Annotated in this window: 17 protein-coding genes and 1 tRNA gene; 11 read left to right on the forward strand and 7 right to left on the reverse strand. The window is 63.1% G+C overall.

The window, feature by feature from the left end; genetic code table 11:
• Positions 1-33 precede the first annotated feature (33 nt).
• Positions 34-222 carry a hypothetical protein gene (locus HTUR_RS04635; RefSeq protein ID WP_012942143.1) on the forward strand — a complete coding sequence of 63 codons (189 nt, stop codon included), beginning with the start codon at positions 34-36 and terminating at the stop codon, positions 220-222.
• 27 nt (positions 223-249) lie between these two features.
• On the opposite strand, the gene HTUR_RS04640 is transcribed toward HTUR_RS04635, so the two are convergent.
• Positions 250-444 carry a XapX domain-containing protein gene (locus HTUR_RS04640; RefSeq protein ID WP_012942144.1) on the reverse strand — a complete coding sequence of 65 codons (195 nt, stop codon included), beginning with the start codon at positions 442-444 and terminating at the stop codon, positions 250-252.
• Between the two features lie 264 nt (positions 445-708).
• On the opposite strand from HTUR_RS04640, the gene HTUR_RS04645 reads away from it, so the two are divergent.
• On the forward strand, positions 709-933 hold the full coding sequence (locus HTUR_RS04645) for a MarR family transcriptional regulator (RefSeq protein WP_012942145.1): 225 nt from the start codon (positions 709-711) through the stop codon (positions 931-933).
• 471 nt (positions 934-1,404) lie between these two features.
• Here the strand turns inward: HTUR_RS04645 and HTUR_RS04650 are convergent, their stop codons facing one another.
• A complete protein-coding gene (locus HTUR_RS04650; protein WP_012942146.1) occupies positions 1,405-2,220 on the reverse strand; it encodes an HD domain-containing protein in 816 nt (271 codons plus the stop codon).
• A gap of 123 nt (positions 2,221-2,343) precedes the next feature.
• A complete protein-coding gene (locus tag HTUR_RS04655) occupies positions 2,344-2,823 on the reverse strand; it encodes a redoxin domain-containing protein (protein WP_012942147.1) in 480 nt (159 codons plus the stop codon).
• Between the two features lie 250 nt (positions 2,824-3,073).
• Between HTUR_RS04655 and HTUR_RS04660 the strand changes: the two genes are divergently transcribed.
• Positions 3,074-3,370 carry a twin-arginine translocase TatA/TatE family subunit gene (locus HTUR_RS04660; RefSeq protein ID WP_012942148.1) on the forward strand — a complete coding sequence of 99 codons (297 nt, stop codon included), beginning with the start codon at positions 3,074-3,076 and terminating at the stop codon, positions 3,368-3,370.
• Positions 3,371-3,383: 13 nt separating this feature from the next.
• Positions 3,384-3,456, forward strand: a tRNA-Arg gene (locus HTUR_RS04665).
• 91 nt (positions 3,457-3,547) lie between these two features.
• On the opposite strand, the gene HTUR_RS27235 is transcribed toward HTUR_RS04665, so the two are convergent.
• From HTUR_RS27235 to HTUR_RS04675, 3 genes are all read right to left on the reverse strand, one after another.
• Entirely contained in the window at positions 3,548-3,760 is a 213-nt protein-coding gene (locus HTUR_RS27235) for a hypothetical protein (protein ID WP_012942149.1), read from the reverse strand.
• Positions 3,761-3,766: 6 nt separating this feature from the next.
• Entirely contained in the window at positions 3,767-5,059 is a 1,293-nt protein-coding gene (locus HTUR_RS04670; RefSeq protein WP_012942150.1) for an acyl-CoA dehydrogenase family protein, read from the reverse strand.
• Positions 5,060-5,240: 181 nt separating this feature from the next.
• Positions 5,241-6,005 (reverse strand): SDR family NAD(P)-dependent oxidoreductase, encoded by a 765-nt coding sequence (locus tag HTUR_RS04675; RefSeq protein WP_012942151.1) that lies wholly within the window; start codon positions 6,003-6,005, stop codon positions 5,241-5,243.
• Positions 6,006-6,301: 296 nt separating this feature from the next.
• Here HTUR_RS04675 and HTUR_RS04680 point away from each other — a divergent pair, with 296 nt between their 5' ends.
• From HTUR_RS04680 to HTUR_RS04710, 7 genes are read left to right on the forward strand one after another with little or no spacing between them, the layout of a single operon-like run.
• Positions 6,302-10,309 (forward strand): ATPase, T2SS/T4P/T4SS family, encoded by a 4,008-nt coding sequence (locus HTUR_RS04680; RefSeq protein WP_012942152.1) that lies wholly within the window; start codon positions 6,302-6,304, stop codon positions 10,307-10,309.
• Entirely contained in the window at positions 10,306-12,399 is a 2,094-nt protein-coding gene (locus HTUR_RS04685; RefSeq protein WP_012942153.1) for a type II secretion system F family protein, read from the forward strand. The genes HTUR_RS04680 and HTUR_RS04685 overlap by 4 nt, the downstream gene beginning before the upstream one ends.
• Positions 12,400-12,401: 2 nt before the next feature.
• On the forward strand, positions 12,402-12,944 hold the full coding sequence (locus tag HTUR_RS04690) for a DUF7287 family protein (RefSeq protein ID WP_012942154.1): 543 nt from the start codon (positions 12,402-12,404) through the stop codon (positions 12,942-12,944).
• Between the two features lie 4 nt (positions 12,945-12,948).
• Complete coding sequence (locus HTUR_RS04695; protein ID WP_012942155.1) at positions 12,949-13,638, forward strand: DUF7288 family protein; 690 nt, start codon at positions 12,949-12,951, stop codon at positions 13,636-13,638.
• Positions 13,632-14,186: a hypothetical protein gene (locus tag HTUR_RS04700; RefSeq protein WP_012942156.1), complete on the forward strand. Its 555-nt coding sequence runs from the start codon at positions 13,632-13,634 to the stop codon at positions 14,184-14,186. The genes HTUR_RS04695 and HTUR_RS04700 overlap by 7 nt, the downstream gene beginning before the upstream one ends.
• Positions 14,183-14,677 carry a DUF7266 family protein gene (locus tag HTUR_RS04705; RefSeq protein WP_012942157.1) on the forward strand — a complete coding sequence of 165 codons (495 nt, stop codon included), beginning with the start codon at positions 14,183-14,185 and terminating at the stop codon, positions 14,675-14,677. The genes HTUR_RS04700 and HTUR_RS04705 overlap by 4 nt, the downstream gene beginning before the upstream one ends.
• Positions 14,674-15,480 carry a DUF7289 family protein gene (locus HTUR_RS04710; RefSeq protein ID WP_012942158.1) on the forward strand — a complete coding sequence of 269 codons (807 nt, stop codon included), beginning with the start codon at positions 14,674-14,676 and terminating at the stop codon, positions 15,478-15,480. Before HTUR_RS04705 ends, HTUR_RS04710 begins: the two co-directional genes overlap by 4 nt.
• Before the next feature lie 23 nt (positions 15,481-15,503).
• Here the strand turns inward: HTUR_RS04710 and HTUR_RS04715 are convergent, their stop codons facing one another.
• Complete coding sequence (locus HTUR_RS04715) at positions 15,504-16,778, reverse strand: hypothetical protein (protein WP_012942159.1); 1,275 nt, start codon at positions 16,776-16,778, stop codon at positions 15,504-15,506.
• Between the last annotated feature and the right edge of the window lie 64 nt (positions 16,779-16,842).

Below are 16,842 nucleotides of genomic sequence, written 5' to 3' on the forward strand. Positions count from 1 at the left end.
TGGTATATGTGCGGTCCCGCTTGTTGCACGCAGATGAGTTTCGAACGGTTCGTCCGTCTGAATCTGATTCTCGTGCCGGCGCTCGTGATCGGCGGTTACCTGCTTCGCGACTTCATACCCCTGTTTCTGTACGTTCCAGCCGTCGGATACTGCATCTTTGCCGGCCTCATCTCCTTCACATGGATACTCTCTCAGATCGAGACGGCGGGAAAAAACGCCTGATCGCCACAGCGTCCGTCTCGGAGGGGGTCACAGCCCCAGCGCCTCGAGGAGGTCGATGCCGATATCGAAGTGGTCGATCACCTTGTAGCCGACGTAAATCCCGATGATTCCTATGATCCCGGGAAGCTCCGGCGGCGCAGGGATCGGAACGTTAAGAAAGCGAAATAGCGCACCGGTGACCAGTCCGGTCAGCAGGGCGAGAACGGTGAGCTGGGTCGACATTTCCTATTGATTCGCGCAGGTATCTACAAAAACGATGCGCTTAGTCGTCCGAATTCCGCCGGTTCGATCCGTGTGTTGGCAGCCCACATGGTAATTTTCGGTCACGTCGATCGTCTCATCTCGATATCTCCCGGCATCGAATCGTTCAGGTCTCCTCAAGCCGTATCCAGCTTGTCGAACTGTCGACCGGCCCCGCATCGTCCGTCGTATTTCGACGATCGTTGTAGATGAGGTTTATTATCGTCGAAATACAGAGTCTGGCGTATGGCGTCACAGTCACCACAGGGGATCGACGTGTCGATACCGGCGGGTCTGGATTCTGCGCAAGCGAAACTGGTCTATCTCTACGTCGCCGCGAGCGGCACCGCGACGCCCGAGCGGCTCTGCGACGATCTCTCCGTCAAAAAGGGAACAGTTCTCTCGATCACCAGTACTCTCCGGGATCGGGGACACCTCGAGCGGACCGACTCCGGATTTCGACTGGCCTGAGTCTGCAACCATCTGCTACCCGACGCAGCTAAACGGCCGGGAGCGGGTTCGCCGTGATTTTCTGCGAACCCGCGACCCGGGGGAGGGCAGGCCCTTCACCGACACTCACCGCGAGTGAGCGAAGCGAACGAGCGGGCCGACGACTGACCCGGAAGCCGCGCTGTGCGCGGCTGAAGGGAAGGAGGAGTGCTTTTAATCGGATCTGAGCGGGATCGAAGATCCCGCGAGGTCGTCGGCGCGAAGCGCCGACTGCAAGCGATTCCGAAGGAATCGCCCAGTCCAAAAGAGCGCTTCGCGCTCTTTTGAAGGTTTTGCCGAGGGCGCGGCTTCGCCGCGCCCGTGGTTAGAAAGACGCCGAAGGCGTCTTTCGTCATCAAGCGAGACCTCCGGTCTCGCGGACCTCGCGAATCGAAGATTCGCTCAGTCACGAGAGAGCTTCGCTCTCTCGAACGACAGAGCAAAACTTCGTCTCTAGAGTTCGATCCGCTCGACTAACTGGTCGCGGTTCTCGTTCGTGTTGACGGCGACGATGCGGATCTCCTGTTCGAGGCCCGACCCCTCGAGTTTCGCCTTGAGCAGGTTGTCGACCTGGTAGACGCCGGCGGCGTTGGTCATGGCGATCTCGACCATGACCGGGCTGTCCTCGCCCTCCTGGAGCGAGACGCTGCTGATCGCCTGACTCGAGAGGGTGTTGATCCCGCGACCACCGTGTTCGTAGGGGATCCGGGAGCGGCCCCGTTCCATGTCCAGGGCGTCGGCGACGCGGATGACGCCCGCTTCGGTCGTCAGCGGCGTCTCCGACCGGTGGTGACAGAGGATCGCGTGGAGGACTTCGCCCTTCATGCGGACGGTTTCGGCGACGTCGTAGAACTCGGGGAGGATGCGATCGAGGATGTCGGCGGCCAGCGGAATCGAGTAGTAGGCGTGCTGGTCGCGGTGAACGACGTGGCCGACGTCGTGGAGCGTCGCCGCAAGCGCGATGATGACCGCCTCGTCGGCCTCCTCGAGGTCCTGCTGGCGAGCGCCGTTGAAGTCGACCCCGCCGACCTTGAGCAGGTCGTAGAGACACAGCGCGCGGTTGCGGACGATCTCGATGTGTTTCGCGCCGTGGTCGTTATACCGCATGCGGTCGACGGCGTTGATATTCTGGGCCTCGAGGTAGGTCTGGATCTCCTCGTCGCTGGTAATGAACTCGAGGACCTGGTTCAGTTTCGCGTCCGGAAAGTCGTGATCGGCATCGGGGGAGTAGACGCGGCGAGCGGTGTCGTCACCGGTAGAATCGCTCATAGGTGACCATCGCTTGCGTGCTAAAAAAGCCCTGCGACGAGCCGAGCCGTCAGTCCCGAACCGTCAGTCGACGGGATCTCGGTGCCGTAGGACGCTGTCGTCGAGTGCGGTATCGACGGTCGTTCAGGCCAAGTCCTCGACGGCGGCCTCGATCTCGTCGTAGTCGGGTTCGACGCCCGGATCGTCGCTGACCCACGAGTAGGCGACTTCGCCGTCGCCGTCGACGACGAACACCGAGCGCTTGGCGACGCCGTAGACGCCGAGGTCGGCGAAGTCCATCTCGATGCCGTAGTCGTCGATGATCTCCTTGTTGTAGTCGCTGATGAGGCCGAACTCGAGGCCGTTCTGCTCGCGGAACTCGTTGAGCGTAAACGGCGAGTCGCGGCTGACGCCGTAGACGCTGGCGTCGAGATCGTTGAACGCGGCGATCCGGTCCTGGAACGTACACATCTCGGTGGTACAGACACCGGTGAACGCGCCGGGGAAGAAGGCAAGAACGATCGGTGCCTCGTCCCCGAGACGGTCGGAAAGCGTGAATTCTTCGATGTCGCCGTTTGCGAGCGGTGCCGTGAAGTCGGGTGCGGCGTCTCCGGTTTCTGGCATCGTCCTCCCGTTGTAGGTAACCGGGAAAGACAGTTTCGTTCGCGGACGAATCGTCGGTCGAGCGACGGTCGAACCGGTAGCCGGATGTTCGGGGACGGACGATCAATTGCTGTTCAGCGGGGATACATTCCCCTCTAACTACCTATTGTTCTTAGCCGACTCATGGGGCGTAACTGGACTTTCGCTGAAACTTGCTATACTTAGTGGTCCAAAAAGGTTATAATTGCCAGCGGGTAAGCCACGTATAGAGATGGCAATCGAAACCGCACCGTTGTTCGTCCCTACCCCGGGGGCACCAGAACTCCTGATCATCCTCTTCGTCGCGATCTTGTTGTTCGGGGCCAACAAGATCCCGAAGCTGGCTCGGTCCACCGGCGAGGCCATGGGCGAGTTCCAGAAGGGGCGTGAGAAGGTCGAAACCGAACTCGAGGAGATGCGCGAATCCGACTTCAAGGAGGAGATCGAGAACGAGGACGACGACGACTTCGTCGACACCGAACCCGTCACCGAGGAGGGCGAGACGGAGACGGAAACCGAGACTAACTGAGGTTTTTTCTCGAGGGCGTGTGGCCTAGCGGAGAGGGCAGGAGGTTCCTAACCTTCTGATCGTGGGTTCGAATCCCGCCACGCCCGTACAGCGAGCCACGGAGTGGCGAGCGAACCGGCATGGCGGGATTCGAATCAGGGAGTGAAGCGAAGCGGAACGACCGTGGTTCGAATCCCGTCACGGCGTTTTTCTTTCGCGCGTGACGGTGCGGCGAACGGACCGGTACGGCGGATCGAGCCACCAGTGGCGCGCAGTTACCACCGTGCCGTTCACTGTGATTGACAGACTTTCGGAAGCGATGTCTATCTCGTCGATCGACTGACTCGAGCCGCGTAGCATTACGTCACCTGCAAGCGACAGATAGCAGACGCGAGAGGGAACGTCGCTCATGTTCGGTTAGTGGCCACTGCCGCGACGCGTGTTCGGTTCGCCGAATCGGGTCAGGGGCTCGAGTTCCTCGCGATTCACGTCCGCGAAGGCGTCGCGGGCGATGATCCGTCGATGGACCTCGTCGGCGCCGTCGATGATGCGGAACTTGCGGACGGCCTCGTAGAAGTCGGCCAGCGGGAGGTCCTTCCCGATGCCGTTGGCGCCACAGCACTGGACCGCGAGGTCGATGGCCCCCTGCGTGACGTTCGCGGTGAAGACCTTGCACATCGAGACGGGAATGCGGGCTTCGTCGCCATCCTCGATCCGATCGGCCGCGTCGCGGATCGCGGTCCGGGCGACGTGGAGGCGCGCCTCGGCGTCGGCGATCCGGTGGCGCAGCGACTGTTTGTCCGATAGGGTCGACCCGAATCCCTCGCGCTCGCTGAGGTACGCTTTCGCGATCTCGAGGGCACGCTGGGCCATTCCAGAAAAGCGCATGCAGTGGGTCAGGCGGGCGGGACCGAGTCGCGCCTGAGCGTGGGAAAAGCCCTCGTTCAGGTTCCCGAGCAGGTGTTCCTCGGGGACGCGGACGTTCTCGTAGACGATCTCGGCGTGAGAGGCGCCGCGAGTACCGCCTCCCATGTGGGGAACGTCGCGCACGATATCGACGCCGTCCGCGTCGGCGGGAACGAGGAAGAGCGAACAGCCCTCGTAGGGATGGGCGTCGGGGTCGGTACGCGCGAGGACGATCAGGACGTCGGCCTCGACGCCGTTGGACGTCCACCACTTGTGGCCGTCGATGACCCACTCGTCGCCGTCTCGAGACGCCGTGGTTTCTCGAGGATCGCCCGAGGCCCCCTCGGCAGCGTTCTTTTCGGCGGTCGTCCGGATCATCTTCGGATCCGAGCCGGCCCCGTCCAGCGGTTCGGTCATCGAAAACCCCGACGCGATCTCGCCCTCGACGAGCGGCTCGAGGTAGGTCTCTTTCTGTACCTCATCGCCCGCTAGTTCCAGCAGGTGCATGTTCCCCTCGTCGGGGGCGTCGACGCGCATCGCGGCGGCGCCGAGCAGGCTGCGGCCCGCCTCCTCGAAGACGGGCAAGACGTCGCGGAAGCTCTCCCCCATACCGCCGTACTCCGCGGCGATCTGGGGCGCGTAGATGTCGTACTCCCGGGCGGCCTCCCGGAGGTCGGCGATCGTCCCGCTCGAGACGGCCATCCCGCCGGCTCGCTCTCGTTCGAGCGGGAGGACGACCTCCTCCATCAACTCGTGGGCGCGGTCGGCGAGCTCCTGTGCACGGTCGGAGTCAGCGTAGTCCATACGGCCACTGGGACCGGGGCGGCGATAGGTGGCGGCGGAAACTACCGTGGCTGTAGAACCATCCCAAATATATTTACGCTGGAACTCTTAGTTGTGTAATTCAATTACAGAGGAAGCATTCGGAATGGAATAGCTATCGATGGAAAATCAAGCAACTCAGACGGAGCAGTTGAACGCCGCGCTATCGAGCGGTCCAGCCGCCGTCGACGGCCAGACAGGCGCCCGTTACGTAACTCGCGGCCTCGCTCGCGAGGAAGACGACCGGGCCGGCGATCTCCTCGGGGTCGGCGAAGCGCTCGAGGGGCGTGCGGTCGATGATCGACTGCCGGAGTCGATCGTCGGCCTCGAGGTCGTCGGTCAGGGACGTCGAGACGTAGCCGGGGGCGACGGCGTTGACCCTCACCTCGGGGGCCCAGTCGAGCGAGAGGCTCTTCGTGAGGCCGACGAGGCCGTGTTTCGAGGCGACGTACGGATGCTGGCGCGGCAGGCCGACCAGCCCGCCGACGCTCGCGACGTTGATCACCGACCCGCCGCTGTCGTGGAGGTGAGCCGCCGCCGTCCGGGTCACCTCGTAGGCGCCGTTCAGGTTGACCTCGAGGACGCGATCGAGGTGTTCCGTGTCGACGTCCTCCGGCCGACCGAGCGCGTCGTCGGGGTTGAAGCCGGCGTTGTTGACGACGACGTCGACCCCGCCGAAAGCGTCGTCCGCCCGATCGATGACGTCCGCGACCGCGTCGGAGTCCGTCACGTCCGCAGAGACGGCGATTGCGTCGCCGCCCGCGGCCTCGATCTCGTCAGCGACCGCCTCGATCTCGCCGGTCGAACGCGCTGACGGGACGACCGCGGCCCCGGCGTCGGCGAGTTCGATCGCGATCGCGCGGCCGATCCCTCTTCCGCCGCCGGTGACGACCGCGACGCGGTCTTCGAGACTGAACTGGTCGTTCATTTACCCGACCGATACCGGTGCCGAGCCCATAGCTGTTCTCCCGCCGGGACCACCGTGATCGAAACCCGTCGAAAATACTGAGTGAGTTGCAGTAGAACTAGGTGGATCGTTGCTACATTATATGTAGGATGGGCTTGGAAATAGGGGCATATTTGAGAGTGACAGTAGCGTGACGGGGATCATAGTATCGAGTCGACAGGTTCGGATACGACGAGAAGGAGACTGTGTGCGGGGAATTATCAGAAGTGGTAATGTATGGATGAATTTTTTGAAGGATGAGAGTTTGGGTGAAGTCAATGGCTATTGACGAGGCCGACCAGTCGGATGCCGGGGACTTTTCTGAGGGGGAGGCATCCGAGTCTGCGTCGGAGGCGAATCGATCTCGCGGGTCGGACGGCGATGCGAACTCAGGTTCGGGAGTTTGCGTCGGCGAGTACACGTGGGAGAATTTCATGGAAGAGTACGGATACAGCGACGACGCGTCGGTGCTGTATCCCGACGATCCCGGCGAGACGACGTCGGACGACCAACTGGGGTTAGATACCGACGAAGGGCCCGAACACACGGTCCCGACGGGCGACGACTGGAAGCAGGTCGAGTTCGACCCCGAGTCCTATCTGGGCTACCACCCCGACGATCTGGACTCGACGGTCGTGCCGACCGCCGGCGACAACGCCGAGGAACTCTGGGACGTCTTTCGGGAGTACGCCGATCCAGAGACGACGCCGGTCGTCAAAGACACCTGGACCTGGGAGCACTACAAGTGGGAGTACTACTACGAGGACGACGGCTCCCGACCGCGGGATAGCGACGGTGAAATCGTTCGCCACGACGAGGAGGAGGCGCTCGGCTTCGATCCGGAGACCGTAGAACAGCGCCTGTTCGCGGCCGACGACGCCGCGATGGAACTGGACGAACTCATCGAGGAGCGAACCGTCAACGTCCAGGAGGAGATCGACGAGGACGAGTTCTTCTCGACGACCGCGGGCAACACGACCGTCACCAACCGCTACGATCTGGAAAAGGCCGTTCCGCTGGACAAGAAGACCCACTTCCGAGAGGTCGAGCGCTACTGGGTGAACAAACCCTACGCCTGCGTTGTTATCTTCCACTCCGAGAAGGAAAACGAGAAGAAGTACTACCTGATCGAGCCCTATCTGAACGAGATCGAACTCGAGTTACAGGAGTTCCTCTCGGGCAAACTGCGAACCGCGATCAAGTACTCCGACGAGGGGATCAAGGAGAAGGCGACCGAGGACGGCCGCCGGACGGTCATCGAGGACGAGACCCGCCAACTGCTCAAGCGCTACGATCTGTTCGAGAAGACAGCCAGCAGTTCCCGGGAGAGCGTCCTCGACACGCTGCGAAATCTGCTCGACGACGAGGACGACGGTCCCGACGAGGACGACGGTCCCGACCCGCTCGAGGGGCTCTCCGTCCGACCCGAGCCGGCGATCCTCGAGGCCGATCCGGACACGCTAAGCGAGTATCAGGTCGAGAAACTGCTCTACCTGCTCAAGCGCAACTTCATCGGCTACGAGCGCATCGACGGGATCAAACACGACATCAACGTCGAGGACATCTCCGTCGACGGCTACAACTCGCCGGTGTTCGTCTACCACTCGGAGTACGAGCAGATCATCTCGAACGTCTACCACGGCGAGGACGAACTCGACGACTTCGTCGTCAAACTCGCCCAGCGCTCCGGGAAGGGGATCAGCAAACGGCTGCCGCAGGTCGACGCGACCCTCCCCGACGGCTCGCGCGCCCAGTTGACCCTGGGGAAGGAGGTGTCCGACCACGGGACCAACTACACCATCCGTCAGTTCAAGGACGTCCCCTTTACCCCGATCGACCTCATCAACTGGAACACCTTCTCGCTGGACGAGATGGCGTTCCTCTGGCTCTGTATCGAGAACCACAAGAGCCTGATCTTCGCTGGAGGTACCGCGTCCGGGAAGACCACCTCGCTGAACGCCGTCTCGCTGTTTATCCCCTCGAGCGCGAAGATCGTCTCCATCGAGGACACCCGGGAGGTCGAACTCCCGCAGCGAAACTGGATCGCCTCCGTTACTCGGCCGTCGTTCGCCGACGACGAGCAGGGCGACGTCGACGAGTTCGACCTGCTCGAGGCCGCGCTCCGGCAGCGACCCGACTACATCGTGATGGGTGAGATCCGTGGTGAGGAGGGGCGGACGCTGTTCCAGGTCATGTCGACGGGTCACACGACCTACACGACGTTCCACGCCGACTCCGTCGACGAGGTGTTAAAGCGGTTCACGACGGACCCGATCAACGTCTCGAAGACGATGTTCACCGCGCTGGACCTGGTTTCGATCCAGACCCAGACGCGGGTGCAGGGTCGGAAGGTCCGCCGGAACAAATCTCTCACGGAGATCAACCACTACGAGGCCGAACACGACGAGATCAACGTCCAGGACGTCTACCAGTGGCAGGCCGAGACCGACGAGTTCCTCAAAATGGGGGACTCGAATACCTTGGAGGAGATCCAGTTCGACCGCGGCTGGAGCCGCGAGAAACTCGAGGAGGAACTGTTCAAACGCGAGGTCATCCTCGCCTACCTCATCAAGAACGGACTCAACACGTACGCGGAGGTCGCGGCGACAGTGCAGGCGTTCATCAACGACCCCGACACGATCCTCACGCTCATCGCGAACGGCCAGCTCGAGGACAGCCTCGAGGACCTCCGGGAGATGGAGAGCGTCCTGATCGACGTCGATCCGGAGAAAGAGGAACTCGTCCCGCGACCGGACGCGACCGACGAGACGTACAACATCTCGATGGACCTGCTCGAACGCGCCGAGGAGTCGCTGTTCGAGGAGTACCGCGGCAAAACGCCGAGCGGATTGGACAGCGCTCTCGGGGGGCCCGAGACGGAGGAGCCGATCGAGGTTGACAGCGCCGACGCCGACGAGTTCGACTTCGCCGGCGACGTCGACGGCTCGGTCGACGACGACGAGTGGGAACTCGGCGACGGCTCGAGCGGCTTCGGCGCCGGCGAGGACGCCGGGGAGCCGGCGTGGCTCAGCGACGACACCGGCTTCGATATCGGCGGCGACGAGGGCGCCGCCGACAGCGCCGGAACGGCTGCGAACGCCGACGAGGGGGTCGCCGCTGAATCGCCTGATGCCGGCACCACGGACGAGACGTCCGACGGATTCGAGATCGATGACGAGACGGGCGGCGTCAGCGGCCCACCTGCGCCGGCGGCGAGCGCGGACGGCGCGGACGCGGAGGCGACGGCCCCGCAGCCGGCAGCCGGCGACGAGACGGAGACGAACACAACCGTCATGCCGACGGATGACGCCGACGACGCCGATCTCGGCGGGCTGTTCGACGATATGGGCGACACCATCGACAGGCTCGACGCGGACGGCCAGCCGGAACCGCCCGCGGAGACCGACGCCGCGTCGACGGCCGAGCCCGACACGTCCGGCTTCGATTCGATGTTCCCCGAAGACGACCTCGAGTCGATCTTCGACCCCGAATCCGACGCGGAGACGGCCGGCGACTTCAGCGATCAGTTCGAGCCGGCGACCGCCGACGAGCCGGTCGGCGACGAACTCGAGACCGCCGACGAACCCGACGAGACGCCGACGATCGATCTCGGAGCGGCGGTCGACGACGCTGCCGAAGCCGACGAGACATCGACGGCCGCACCCGAGGAGTCGACCGACGAAACCGCTGAACCCGACGAGACGCCGACGATCGACCTCGGAGCGGCGGTCGACGACTCCGCCGGGGCGGACGACGACGCCGAAGAGGTTGCCGAATCGGAAGCTGACGCCGATTCCTCGAGTATCATCGACGACGGCAGCGACGATGATGCCGCTGTCGAGAACGCCGATAGTATCGTGGCCGACGAACCGACGGACGATGAGGCGGAGTCGGGACCGGACGCCACACCCTCGTCGAACGAGCAAAGCGAAGGTGACGGGCGTCTCGAAGGCGATGGCGACGACGCTCCGGTCGACCAGCCGGCCGACGAGGAACCGACGGCGACCGCAGCTGATCCACCCGGCGAGGATCGCGACGATCCGACGGAGCCGGCGGAAGGTGACGATGGTACCGGTGACTCGGAGTCGATCTTCGGGACCAAGTCCGACTCGATCTTCTCCGAGGACTCGGAGGCGGACGACGCCGATGACGGGTCGCTGTTCGAGGACGAACAGGCGCAGGCCGAAACGGACGATTCGATCTTCAAACCGGCCGAGACCGAGGACGACGAGCGGACGGACGACCAAATCGATCCCGCCGACGATAACGAGGATACCAACGCATGAGCCTCCAAACCGACAGTAGCGGTGGCAGCGGTTCCGGCGGGCTCTCGGGGGGCTCCGACGTGCTCGGCGAGACGTTCTACCCTCTCTACGACTGGTTGTTCAGCGACGATAGCGAGTTCGCCGGCGACGTCGAGACGAAACTGGCCCAGGCACGGATGACCGATACGGTCGAACTCTACCTCTCCCGGGCCCTCGGGATCGGCTTCATCAGCGGCCTGGCGCTGTGGCTGCTCGGCCTCCTGCTCGGCTACACGCTGTTTGCCACCGGTATCATCCAGGTCGACGAGATCCTCGGCTTCCCCGTCAGCAGCGATCTGGTGCTCCAGATCATCGACACGCTCCGTATCCCGGCGTTGGTTTTCTTCACCGGGCTCGTCTTCGGCTCGATCGGCTTCGCAATCGGATTCGGATCGCTGGTCGCGATCCCTTATTCGCGTGCTTCGACCCGCAGGCGCCAGATCAACATGCTCCTGACCGACTCCGTTTCGTTCATGTACGCGCTGTCGGTCGGCGGCCTGAACCAACTCGAGATCATCGAGGCGATGGCCCAGGCCGACGACACCTACGGCGAGGTCGCAAAGGAGTTCCAGAGCATCGTCAAGGAGACCGAGTACTTCGACATCGACTATCGGACCGCCATTCGAAAGCAGGCTCTGGAGACTCCCAGCGACGAACTCTCCCAGTTCCTGACCGACATGCTCTCGATCGTCAACAGCGGCGGCGACATGGAGAGCTTCCTCGAGGACAAGAAGGAGAAGCACATGCGCACCGCCAAGCAGGAACAGGAGCTGACTCTCGAGACCCTCGAGCTGTTCGGCGAGATGTACATGACGCTGTCGCTGTTCCCGCTGCTCTTGATCATCATCATGGTCGTCATGCAGATGATCCCGCAGGCGAGCGTGACGAACACGATGCTCTATATGACCGTCTACGCACTGATCCCGCTGACCGGGGTCGGCTTTCTCATCATGGTTTCGACGGTCAAAGAGGACGAACCGGGTGACGGCTATCTTTCGATGGGGGACACCGACGACCGCCTCGAGAATCAGGGCGATCAGGGGCTGCTCGATCTCGGGTTGATCGAGAAGTTTACGGGCGATCACAGCGTCTTCGACCGGATCAAGAACCGCGAGGGGACCTACGAGACGATGGAGGTCCTTCAGAAACCCCACATTTTCTTCCGGGACAACCCGCTGTTCACGCTCGCGCTGACGGTGCCCGCATCACTCGTGATCGTGACGACGGCGATGATGAACGGCTCGGCACCCACGTCGTGGGACGGGCTCCTCGAGAACGCCGTCTGGGGGACGTTCATCTACGTCTACGTTCCGCTGTACGTCATCGCGATCCCCCTTTCCGTCTTCCGCGAGTGGAACGTTCGACACCGCAACTCCGTTGTCAGTCAACTTTCCGAGGACCTGCGGAAACTCTCGAGTTCGAACGACACCGGGCTGACGCTGCTCGAGTCGCTGAAGGCCGTCTCCGACACCACGAGCGGGAAGTTGGCCCGCGAGTTCGAGATGATGCACACGAAGGTCAACTACGGGACCAGCCTGAAGCAGGCGCTCATCGAGTTCAACAACAAGTATCACATCCCGCGGCTGGCTCGGACGACGCGGCTGATCACCGAGGCCCAGGAAGCCTCGAACCAGATCTCCGACGTGCTCCGGACGGCCGCTCGCGCCAGCGAGAACCACGACGACATTGAGCGCGAGCGCAAGTCTCGCACCCGAATGCAGGTCGTGATCATCATCATGACGTTCATGACCGTCCTCGCGGTGATCGCGATCCTCAAGACACAGTTCATCGATACGATGGCCGGCCTCGGAGAATCGACTGGCGGCGCCGAGAGCAGTTCCGCGGGCACCGCCGGTGGTGGCGGCGGTGGCGGCGGACTCTCGGATGCCAACCTGAGCGAGAACATCGACGTCAATATGCTGTCGGTGTTGTTCTTCCACGCCGTGACGATGCAGGCGATCCTCTCCGGGGTCATCTGTGGCTACATCCGCGATGCGGACGTGCTGAGCGGACTGAAATACGCCGTCATACTGGCGACGATCGCGCTCGTCGGCTGGACGCTGGTGGCCTAATCATGAGCCGAAACCGGACCCGAACCGACCGCGACCGACGCCCGAAGACGGTGTCGATCTCTCTGCGCGAGCGCGGCCAGACCACGCAGGATTTCGCCGTCGGGATCGGCGTGTTCATCCTGGCAGTGGCCTTTGTCTTCTCGTTTCTGCCGTCGATCCTGACGCCGTTCGACTCGTCGGTGTCCGGCGGCCAGACGGCACAGGCCGACCGTGTCGCCGACCGGGCCGTGCACAATCTGTCGACGGAGACGGGGCCGGAGACCGAACTTAACGGTAGTGCGTTCGAGGACTTCGTGAACGATACCGACGGGCTTTCCGAACGGCTCGGTCTCAGAGAGGATGAAACCCGCTACGATCGTATCGATATTCGCCTCGAACCGCTCAACGAAAGCGAGCCGCTCGGGGACGAATGGATAGTCGGCGACGGCTACGATAACCAGTCAGCGGCCAGTTCCGCACGAATCGTGACGTTCAAAGAGGGCTCGTTCGACGGAGCCGAACCGGGGTGCGATCCCGCTTGCCGACTCGTCGTGAGGATGTGGTAATACGATGCGAGACACTTCCCAATCCCAAACCGATCGCGGGCAGGCCTACACCCTCGAGGGGTTCGTCTCGGCGATGATCGTCCTGATGGCGGTCCTATTTGCGCTCCAGTCCGTTGTCATCACGCCGAGCACGGGCGGGCTCGCCGATCGGACGGCACAGGCTCAGCTCGAACAGGAGGCCCAGGACGCGCTGGTGATCGGCGCCACGACCAACGGGAGCGTGGAGAACGGAACCGGCGATCTATCGACGCTCGTTCGCTACTGGAACGACTCGAGCAACGAGTTTCACAACGCGAGCGAGCAGGACGTCGAGTTCTACTACAACGCCTCGAACGACACGGAACTCTATCAGCAGTTCGTCCTCGGCGAGGTGCTCTCGGATCGGTTCACCGATCGCGGACTGAGCTACAACGTCGAACTCGTCTCTCAGGACAAGGATGGGGAGTTCGACACCGAGAACAGTACGTATCTCGTCTATCAGGGCGAATCCGAGGCGGTGACGGCGAGTTACACCGTGACGCTACTCGAGTCGGACAATCTGACGGCACCCGGCGACGAGAACAGGAACGTATCCGTTCGGGAGGCCTACGAAGACGGTGAGTACCCCATTCCGCCGGCGACTGACGACCCGCGAGAAAACGATGACGCGAGTGAGATCTACAACGTCGTGGAGGTGCGCGTCGCAGTATGGTAACTGACAGAACTCACGGTTGGCGAGGTGGAGACGGTGACCGATCGGTCGAACAACGGGACAGAGGACAGGTGATCCTCATCGGCGCAGTCGCGCTCGCGTTCATCGTGCTCGGCGTGGTTGTCGTCTTCAATGGCGTCCTCTACACAGAGACGCTGTCATCGGCCGACACGGGACAGACTGCGAGCGGTGCTGAGGCGACCGAGCTCGAGGTTAGACAGGGAATCGGGTGTCTGGTCGCGGAATACGAAGGCGATCAAACGACGAACGACGAGCTGCTCAATGACAGCGGCGGGGTAGAACCGTCGTTTGTGAAATCGAATCTGGAGAACGATATCGAGAACTACTCGACTTTGTATCAAAACGCGACGGCTCACTCGCAGCCGACTGCTGTGCACGTCGCAATCAACGACGACGGCCTGATCGATAAAATCGACGTGGACGACGGTGAGGTCAAGATCGAGAACGTGACCGTCACGATTTCCACCGACTCTACCGATCATCGCTACGATCGGACGATAGACGTCAGTTCGGAGGAGTGCCCGTCATGATTCGCCGATCCGACTACGAGACCGACCGCGGGATGTCGATCGCCCTAACCCATGTCCTCACGATCGGAATCACGACGATCCTCATCGCCATGCTGTTGATGGCCGGCAGCACGATGCTCGAGTCCGAGACCGAGCGCTCGACCGAGACTGCCCTCGAGACCGTCGGTGAACGACTGGCGGGTGATATCGACAACGTCGATCGGATGGCCGACGACAGCGACGACGTGTCGCTCGTCTCCGATCGGCCGCGGACGGTCTCGAACTCCGGATACACCGTTACGACGCTGTCAGCCGATGACTGCGGGGACCGAGCACCCTTGCTCAACGACTCGAACCCGTGTCTCGAGTTGGATGCCTCGAGCACCGACGTGACCGTTCACGTGCCGATCAAAGTCGACAACGGGATCGAAACCGGAACGTCCGTTTCGGGTGGCTCGCTCGAAATCACCTACACGGGCGGCGACATCGAGATTACGGAGGCCGACCGATGAGCGACCGACGAGTCGACTCGACGCTGCGAGTCGGACTCGGCGCCGACGACCGTGGCATCTCCGAGGTCGTCGCCTTCATCCTCACCTTCGCGATCATCCTCGGCTCGGTCGGCCTGCTGTACACGACCGCGTTCGGGGCGATGATGGACTACCAGGAGAACGAGCAGGAGACCAACGCCGTGCGCGCGATGGATTCGCTGACGGACAACTTCAACGACGTACTTCGTTCGAACGGCGTCAACCAGCGCTACGGTGAACTCTCGCTACGGGACGGGCGGATCACGACCGGGAACGGCGGAACGGCGCTCAACATCTCGATTAACGGTAGTGACCCGATCGGTACCGACGGGGGCGATCAGCGGTTCGCCGGCTACGGTGACGGCGTCACCGCTGAACTCGGCGAGTTCGCCTACGAATCGGACGACGACGACGACACGATCGCGTACGAGGGAGGCGGTCTCGTCCGCGGGGACGAGACAGGGAGTGTCGTCCTCCGAGAACCACGGCTACGGTGCAACCCGGAACAGAATACGGCGATCATCTCGCTGGTCACCGTCTCCGCCGAGGACCGTTCGGTACAGTCCAGCAGCGGGCTCGGTGTGTCGATGACCGTCGAAAACCGTAGCAGTAGAGCCTATTCGAATGTGAACAATGTAACTATCGAGCGCGAAGACGACGGCGCATACGAAGGCGCCTGGAACGACATCCTTTCGGGATGGACCGAGGACGATGGCGGCTGCGGTGACTTCGGCGGTGACGGTCGCGTCGTCGTGACCATCGTCGAAGTCGATATCGACTACTGAGCGGTCGAACCCGACGATCCGTTTCACTCCCAGTCGCCGGTTAGCATCGCCCGAAACCCCGCTCGAGCGGCGAGCGCTTCGACGCGTGCGGCCCGTTGCTCGACGTCGCCGCCGGTCTCGAGGTAGAGCCCGTTCGGGAGCTGCTTGGGAGCGGTCATCGGGGTTCCATCGGGATGCGTCGGTGACTCGTGGAGGACGGCCCGCGTATCGTCGTCGGGGCTCCAGGGAACCGAGAGCCCGGAGAGGCCGCGTTCGAAGAGATACTCCGCGGCGGCGACCAGCGCCCGATCGGACCTGGAGTGGCCGATCGCGCCGATCGAGCCTCGCTCGTTGAAGAATCGAACGACGTACTCGCTCTCGCCGGCATCGTCGTCGCTGCGTTCGGGCCTCGAGTCGCTCGCGCGGACGGTATCCCCGTCTGTCGGATTCTGTTGTCGCTTCCTCTCGTCGGCGGCGTCTGCGTTGGCGTCGGTCTCGTGCTCGTCGATCGCGTTCGTCTCGTCCGTCGGTGCGGAGTCCGTGCCGCTGGTCGAGGGGCGTTCCGATCGGCTCTCAGCCGTCGACGTCGACTCGCGGGTCGCATCATCCTCGTCGCTCGTGGAACTGGATTCGGAGAACTCGAACGACACGTCCGCGTCGGCGGTCTCGAGCTCGCCAGCCACGGGTCGCTGTCCGTCGTCGCTGAAGGCGGCGACGAGTCGCTCGACGAACCGGTCGGCCGCGGAGTCGAACTCCGCGCGGTAGGCGTCGCCCCGGTCGGTTACGGCCGTTAGCTCGTCGACGATCGACGCGACGAGGTCGTCGCGTGCGACGGCGAGCTGGCGGGCGACGAACGGCCGGGCGTGGCGCTCGAGTCGCTGACCGACGGTCTCGCGCGTGTAGTGGGCGAGCGCCGACTCGTGGTCGGGTAGCGCGGAGAGCCGACAGGCCAGCCGATCGGCGTCGGTCGTCCCGGCCAGCAGGAGGTAGTCGCGACCGTCCGTGTAGATCGCGCGGTCGATTCCCGTCCACGCCATCGTCTCGAGGAGGGACACGGCGCGGTCTCGGTCCAGGGACTCTCCGTAGGGTTCGACGGCGACTAACAGCGCAGGGACCCCGCCGACGGCAGTGACGTACTCGAGTCGGGTGCCGTCGACGGTCGTCTCGTGCAGACAGGAGTCGGCGCGGACGTCCCAGCCCAGCGTTTCGAGGAGGGGGTCGACGAGCCAGGCGCGCGTTTCCCGGCGCGTCGCGGGCGGCGCGGACTCGACGAGCGCTCGAGAGCGACCGACGAACGCGTCGAGATCGAATGCACTCATCTCGACTCCGCCTTCGCGGCCCCGATACGTAAGCGTCGCCGTATGTCACAGAAGGCGGACCGCG

It is taken from the genome of Haloterrigena turkmenica DSM 5511, assembly GCF_000025325.1.
Taxonomy (GTDB): Archaea; Halobacteriota; Halobacteria; order Halobacteriales; family Natrialbaceae; genus Haloterrigena; species Haloterrigena turkmenica.

Excerpts from the sequence above, each read along its gene's own strand:
- HTUR_RS04675 (WP_012942151.1), bottom strand. The coding sequence starts at position 6,005 with ATGAACGACCAGTTCAGTCTCGAAGACCGCGTCGCGGTCGTCACCGGC.
- HTUR_RS04695 (WP_012942155.1), top strand. The coding sequence starts at position 12,949 with ATGCGAGACACTTCCCAATCCCAAACCGATCGCGGGCAGGCCTACACC.
- HTUR_RS04690 (WP_012942154.1), top strand. The coding sequence starts at position 12,402 with ATGAGCCGAAACCGGACCCGAACCGACCGCGACCGACGCCCGAAGACG.
- HTUR_RS04660 (WP_012942148.1), top strand. The coding sequence starts at position 3,074 with ATGGCAATCGAAACCGCACCGTTGTTCGTCCCTACCCCGGGGGCACCA.
- HTUR_RS04710 (WP_012942158.1), top strand. The coding sequence starts at position 14,674 with ATGAGCGACCGACGAGTCGACTCGACGCTGCGAGTCGGACTCGGCGCC.
- HTUR_RS04680 (WP_012942152.1), top strand. The coding sequence starts at position 6,302 with ATGGCTATTGACGAGGCCGACCAGTCGGATGCCGGGGACTTTTCTGAG.
- HTUR_RS04650 (WP_012942146.1), bottom strand. The coding sequence starts at position 2,220 with ATGAGCGATTCTACCGGTGACGACACCGCTCGCCGCGTCTACTCCCCC.
- HTUR_RS04715 (WP_012942159.1), bottom strand. The coding sequence starts at position 16,778 with ATGAGTGCATTCGATCTCGACGCGTTCGTCGGTCGCTCTCGAGCGCTC.
- HTUR_RS04670 (WP_012942150.1), bottom strand. The coding sequence starts at position 5,059 with ATGGACTACGCTGACTCCGACCGTGCACAGGAGCTCGCCGACCGCGCC.
- HTUR_RS04640 (WP_012942144.1), bottom strand. The coding sequence starts at position 444 with ATGTCGACCCAGCTCACCGTTCTCGCCCTGCTGACCGGACTGGTCACC.
- HTUR_RS04635 (WP_012942143.1), top strand. The coding sequence starts at position 34 with ATGAGTTTCGAACGGTTCGTCCGTCTGAATCTGATTCTCGTGCCGGCG.
- HTUR_RS04700 (WP_012942156.1), top strand. The coding sequence starts at position 13,632 with ATGGTAACTGACAGAACTCACGGTTGGCGAGGTGGAGACGGTGACCGA.
- HTUR_RS04685 (WP_012942153.1), top strand. The coding sequence starts at position 10,306 with ATGAGCCTCCAAACCGACAGTAGCGGTGGCAGCGGTTCCGGCGGGCTC.
- HTUR_RS04655 (WP_012942147.1), bottom strand. The coding sequence starts at position 2,823 with ATGCCAGAAACCGGAGACGCCGCACCCGACTTCACGGCACCGCTCGCA.
- HTUR_RS27235 (WP_012942149.1), bottom strand. The coding sequence starts at position 3,760 with ATGAGCGACGTTCCCTCTCGCGTCTGCTATCTGTCGCTTGCAGGTGAC.
- HTUR_RS04645 (WP_012942145.1), top strand. The coding sequence starts at position 709 with ATGGCGTCACAGTCACCACAGGGGATCGACGTGTCGATACCGGCGGGT.
- HTUR_RS04705 (WP_012942157.1), top strand. The coding sequence starts at position 14,183 with ATGATTCGCCGATCCGACTACGAGACCGACCGCGGGATGTCGATCGCC.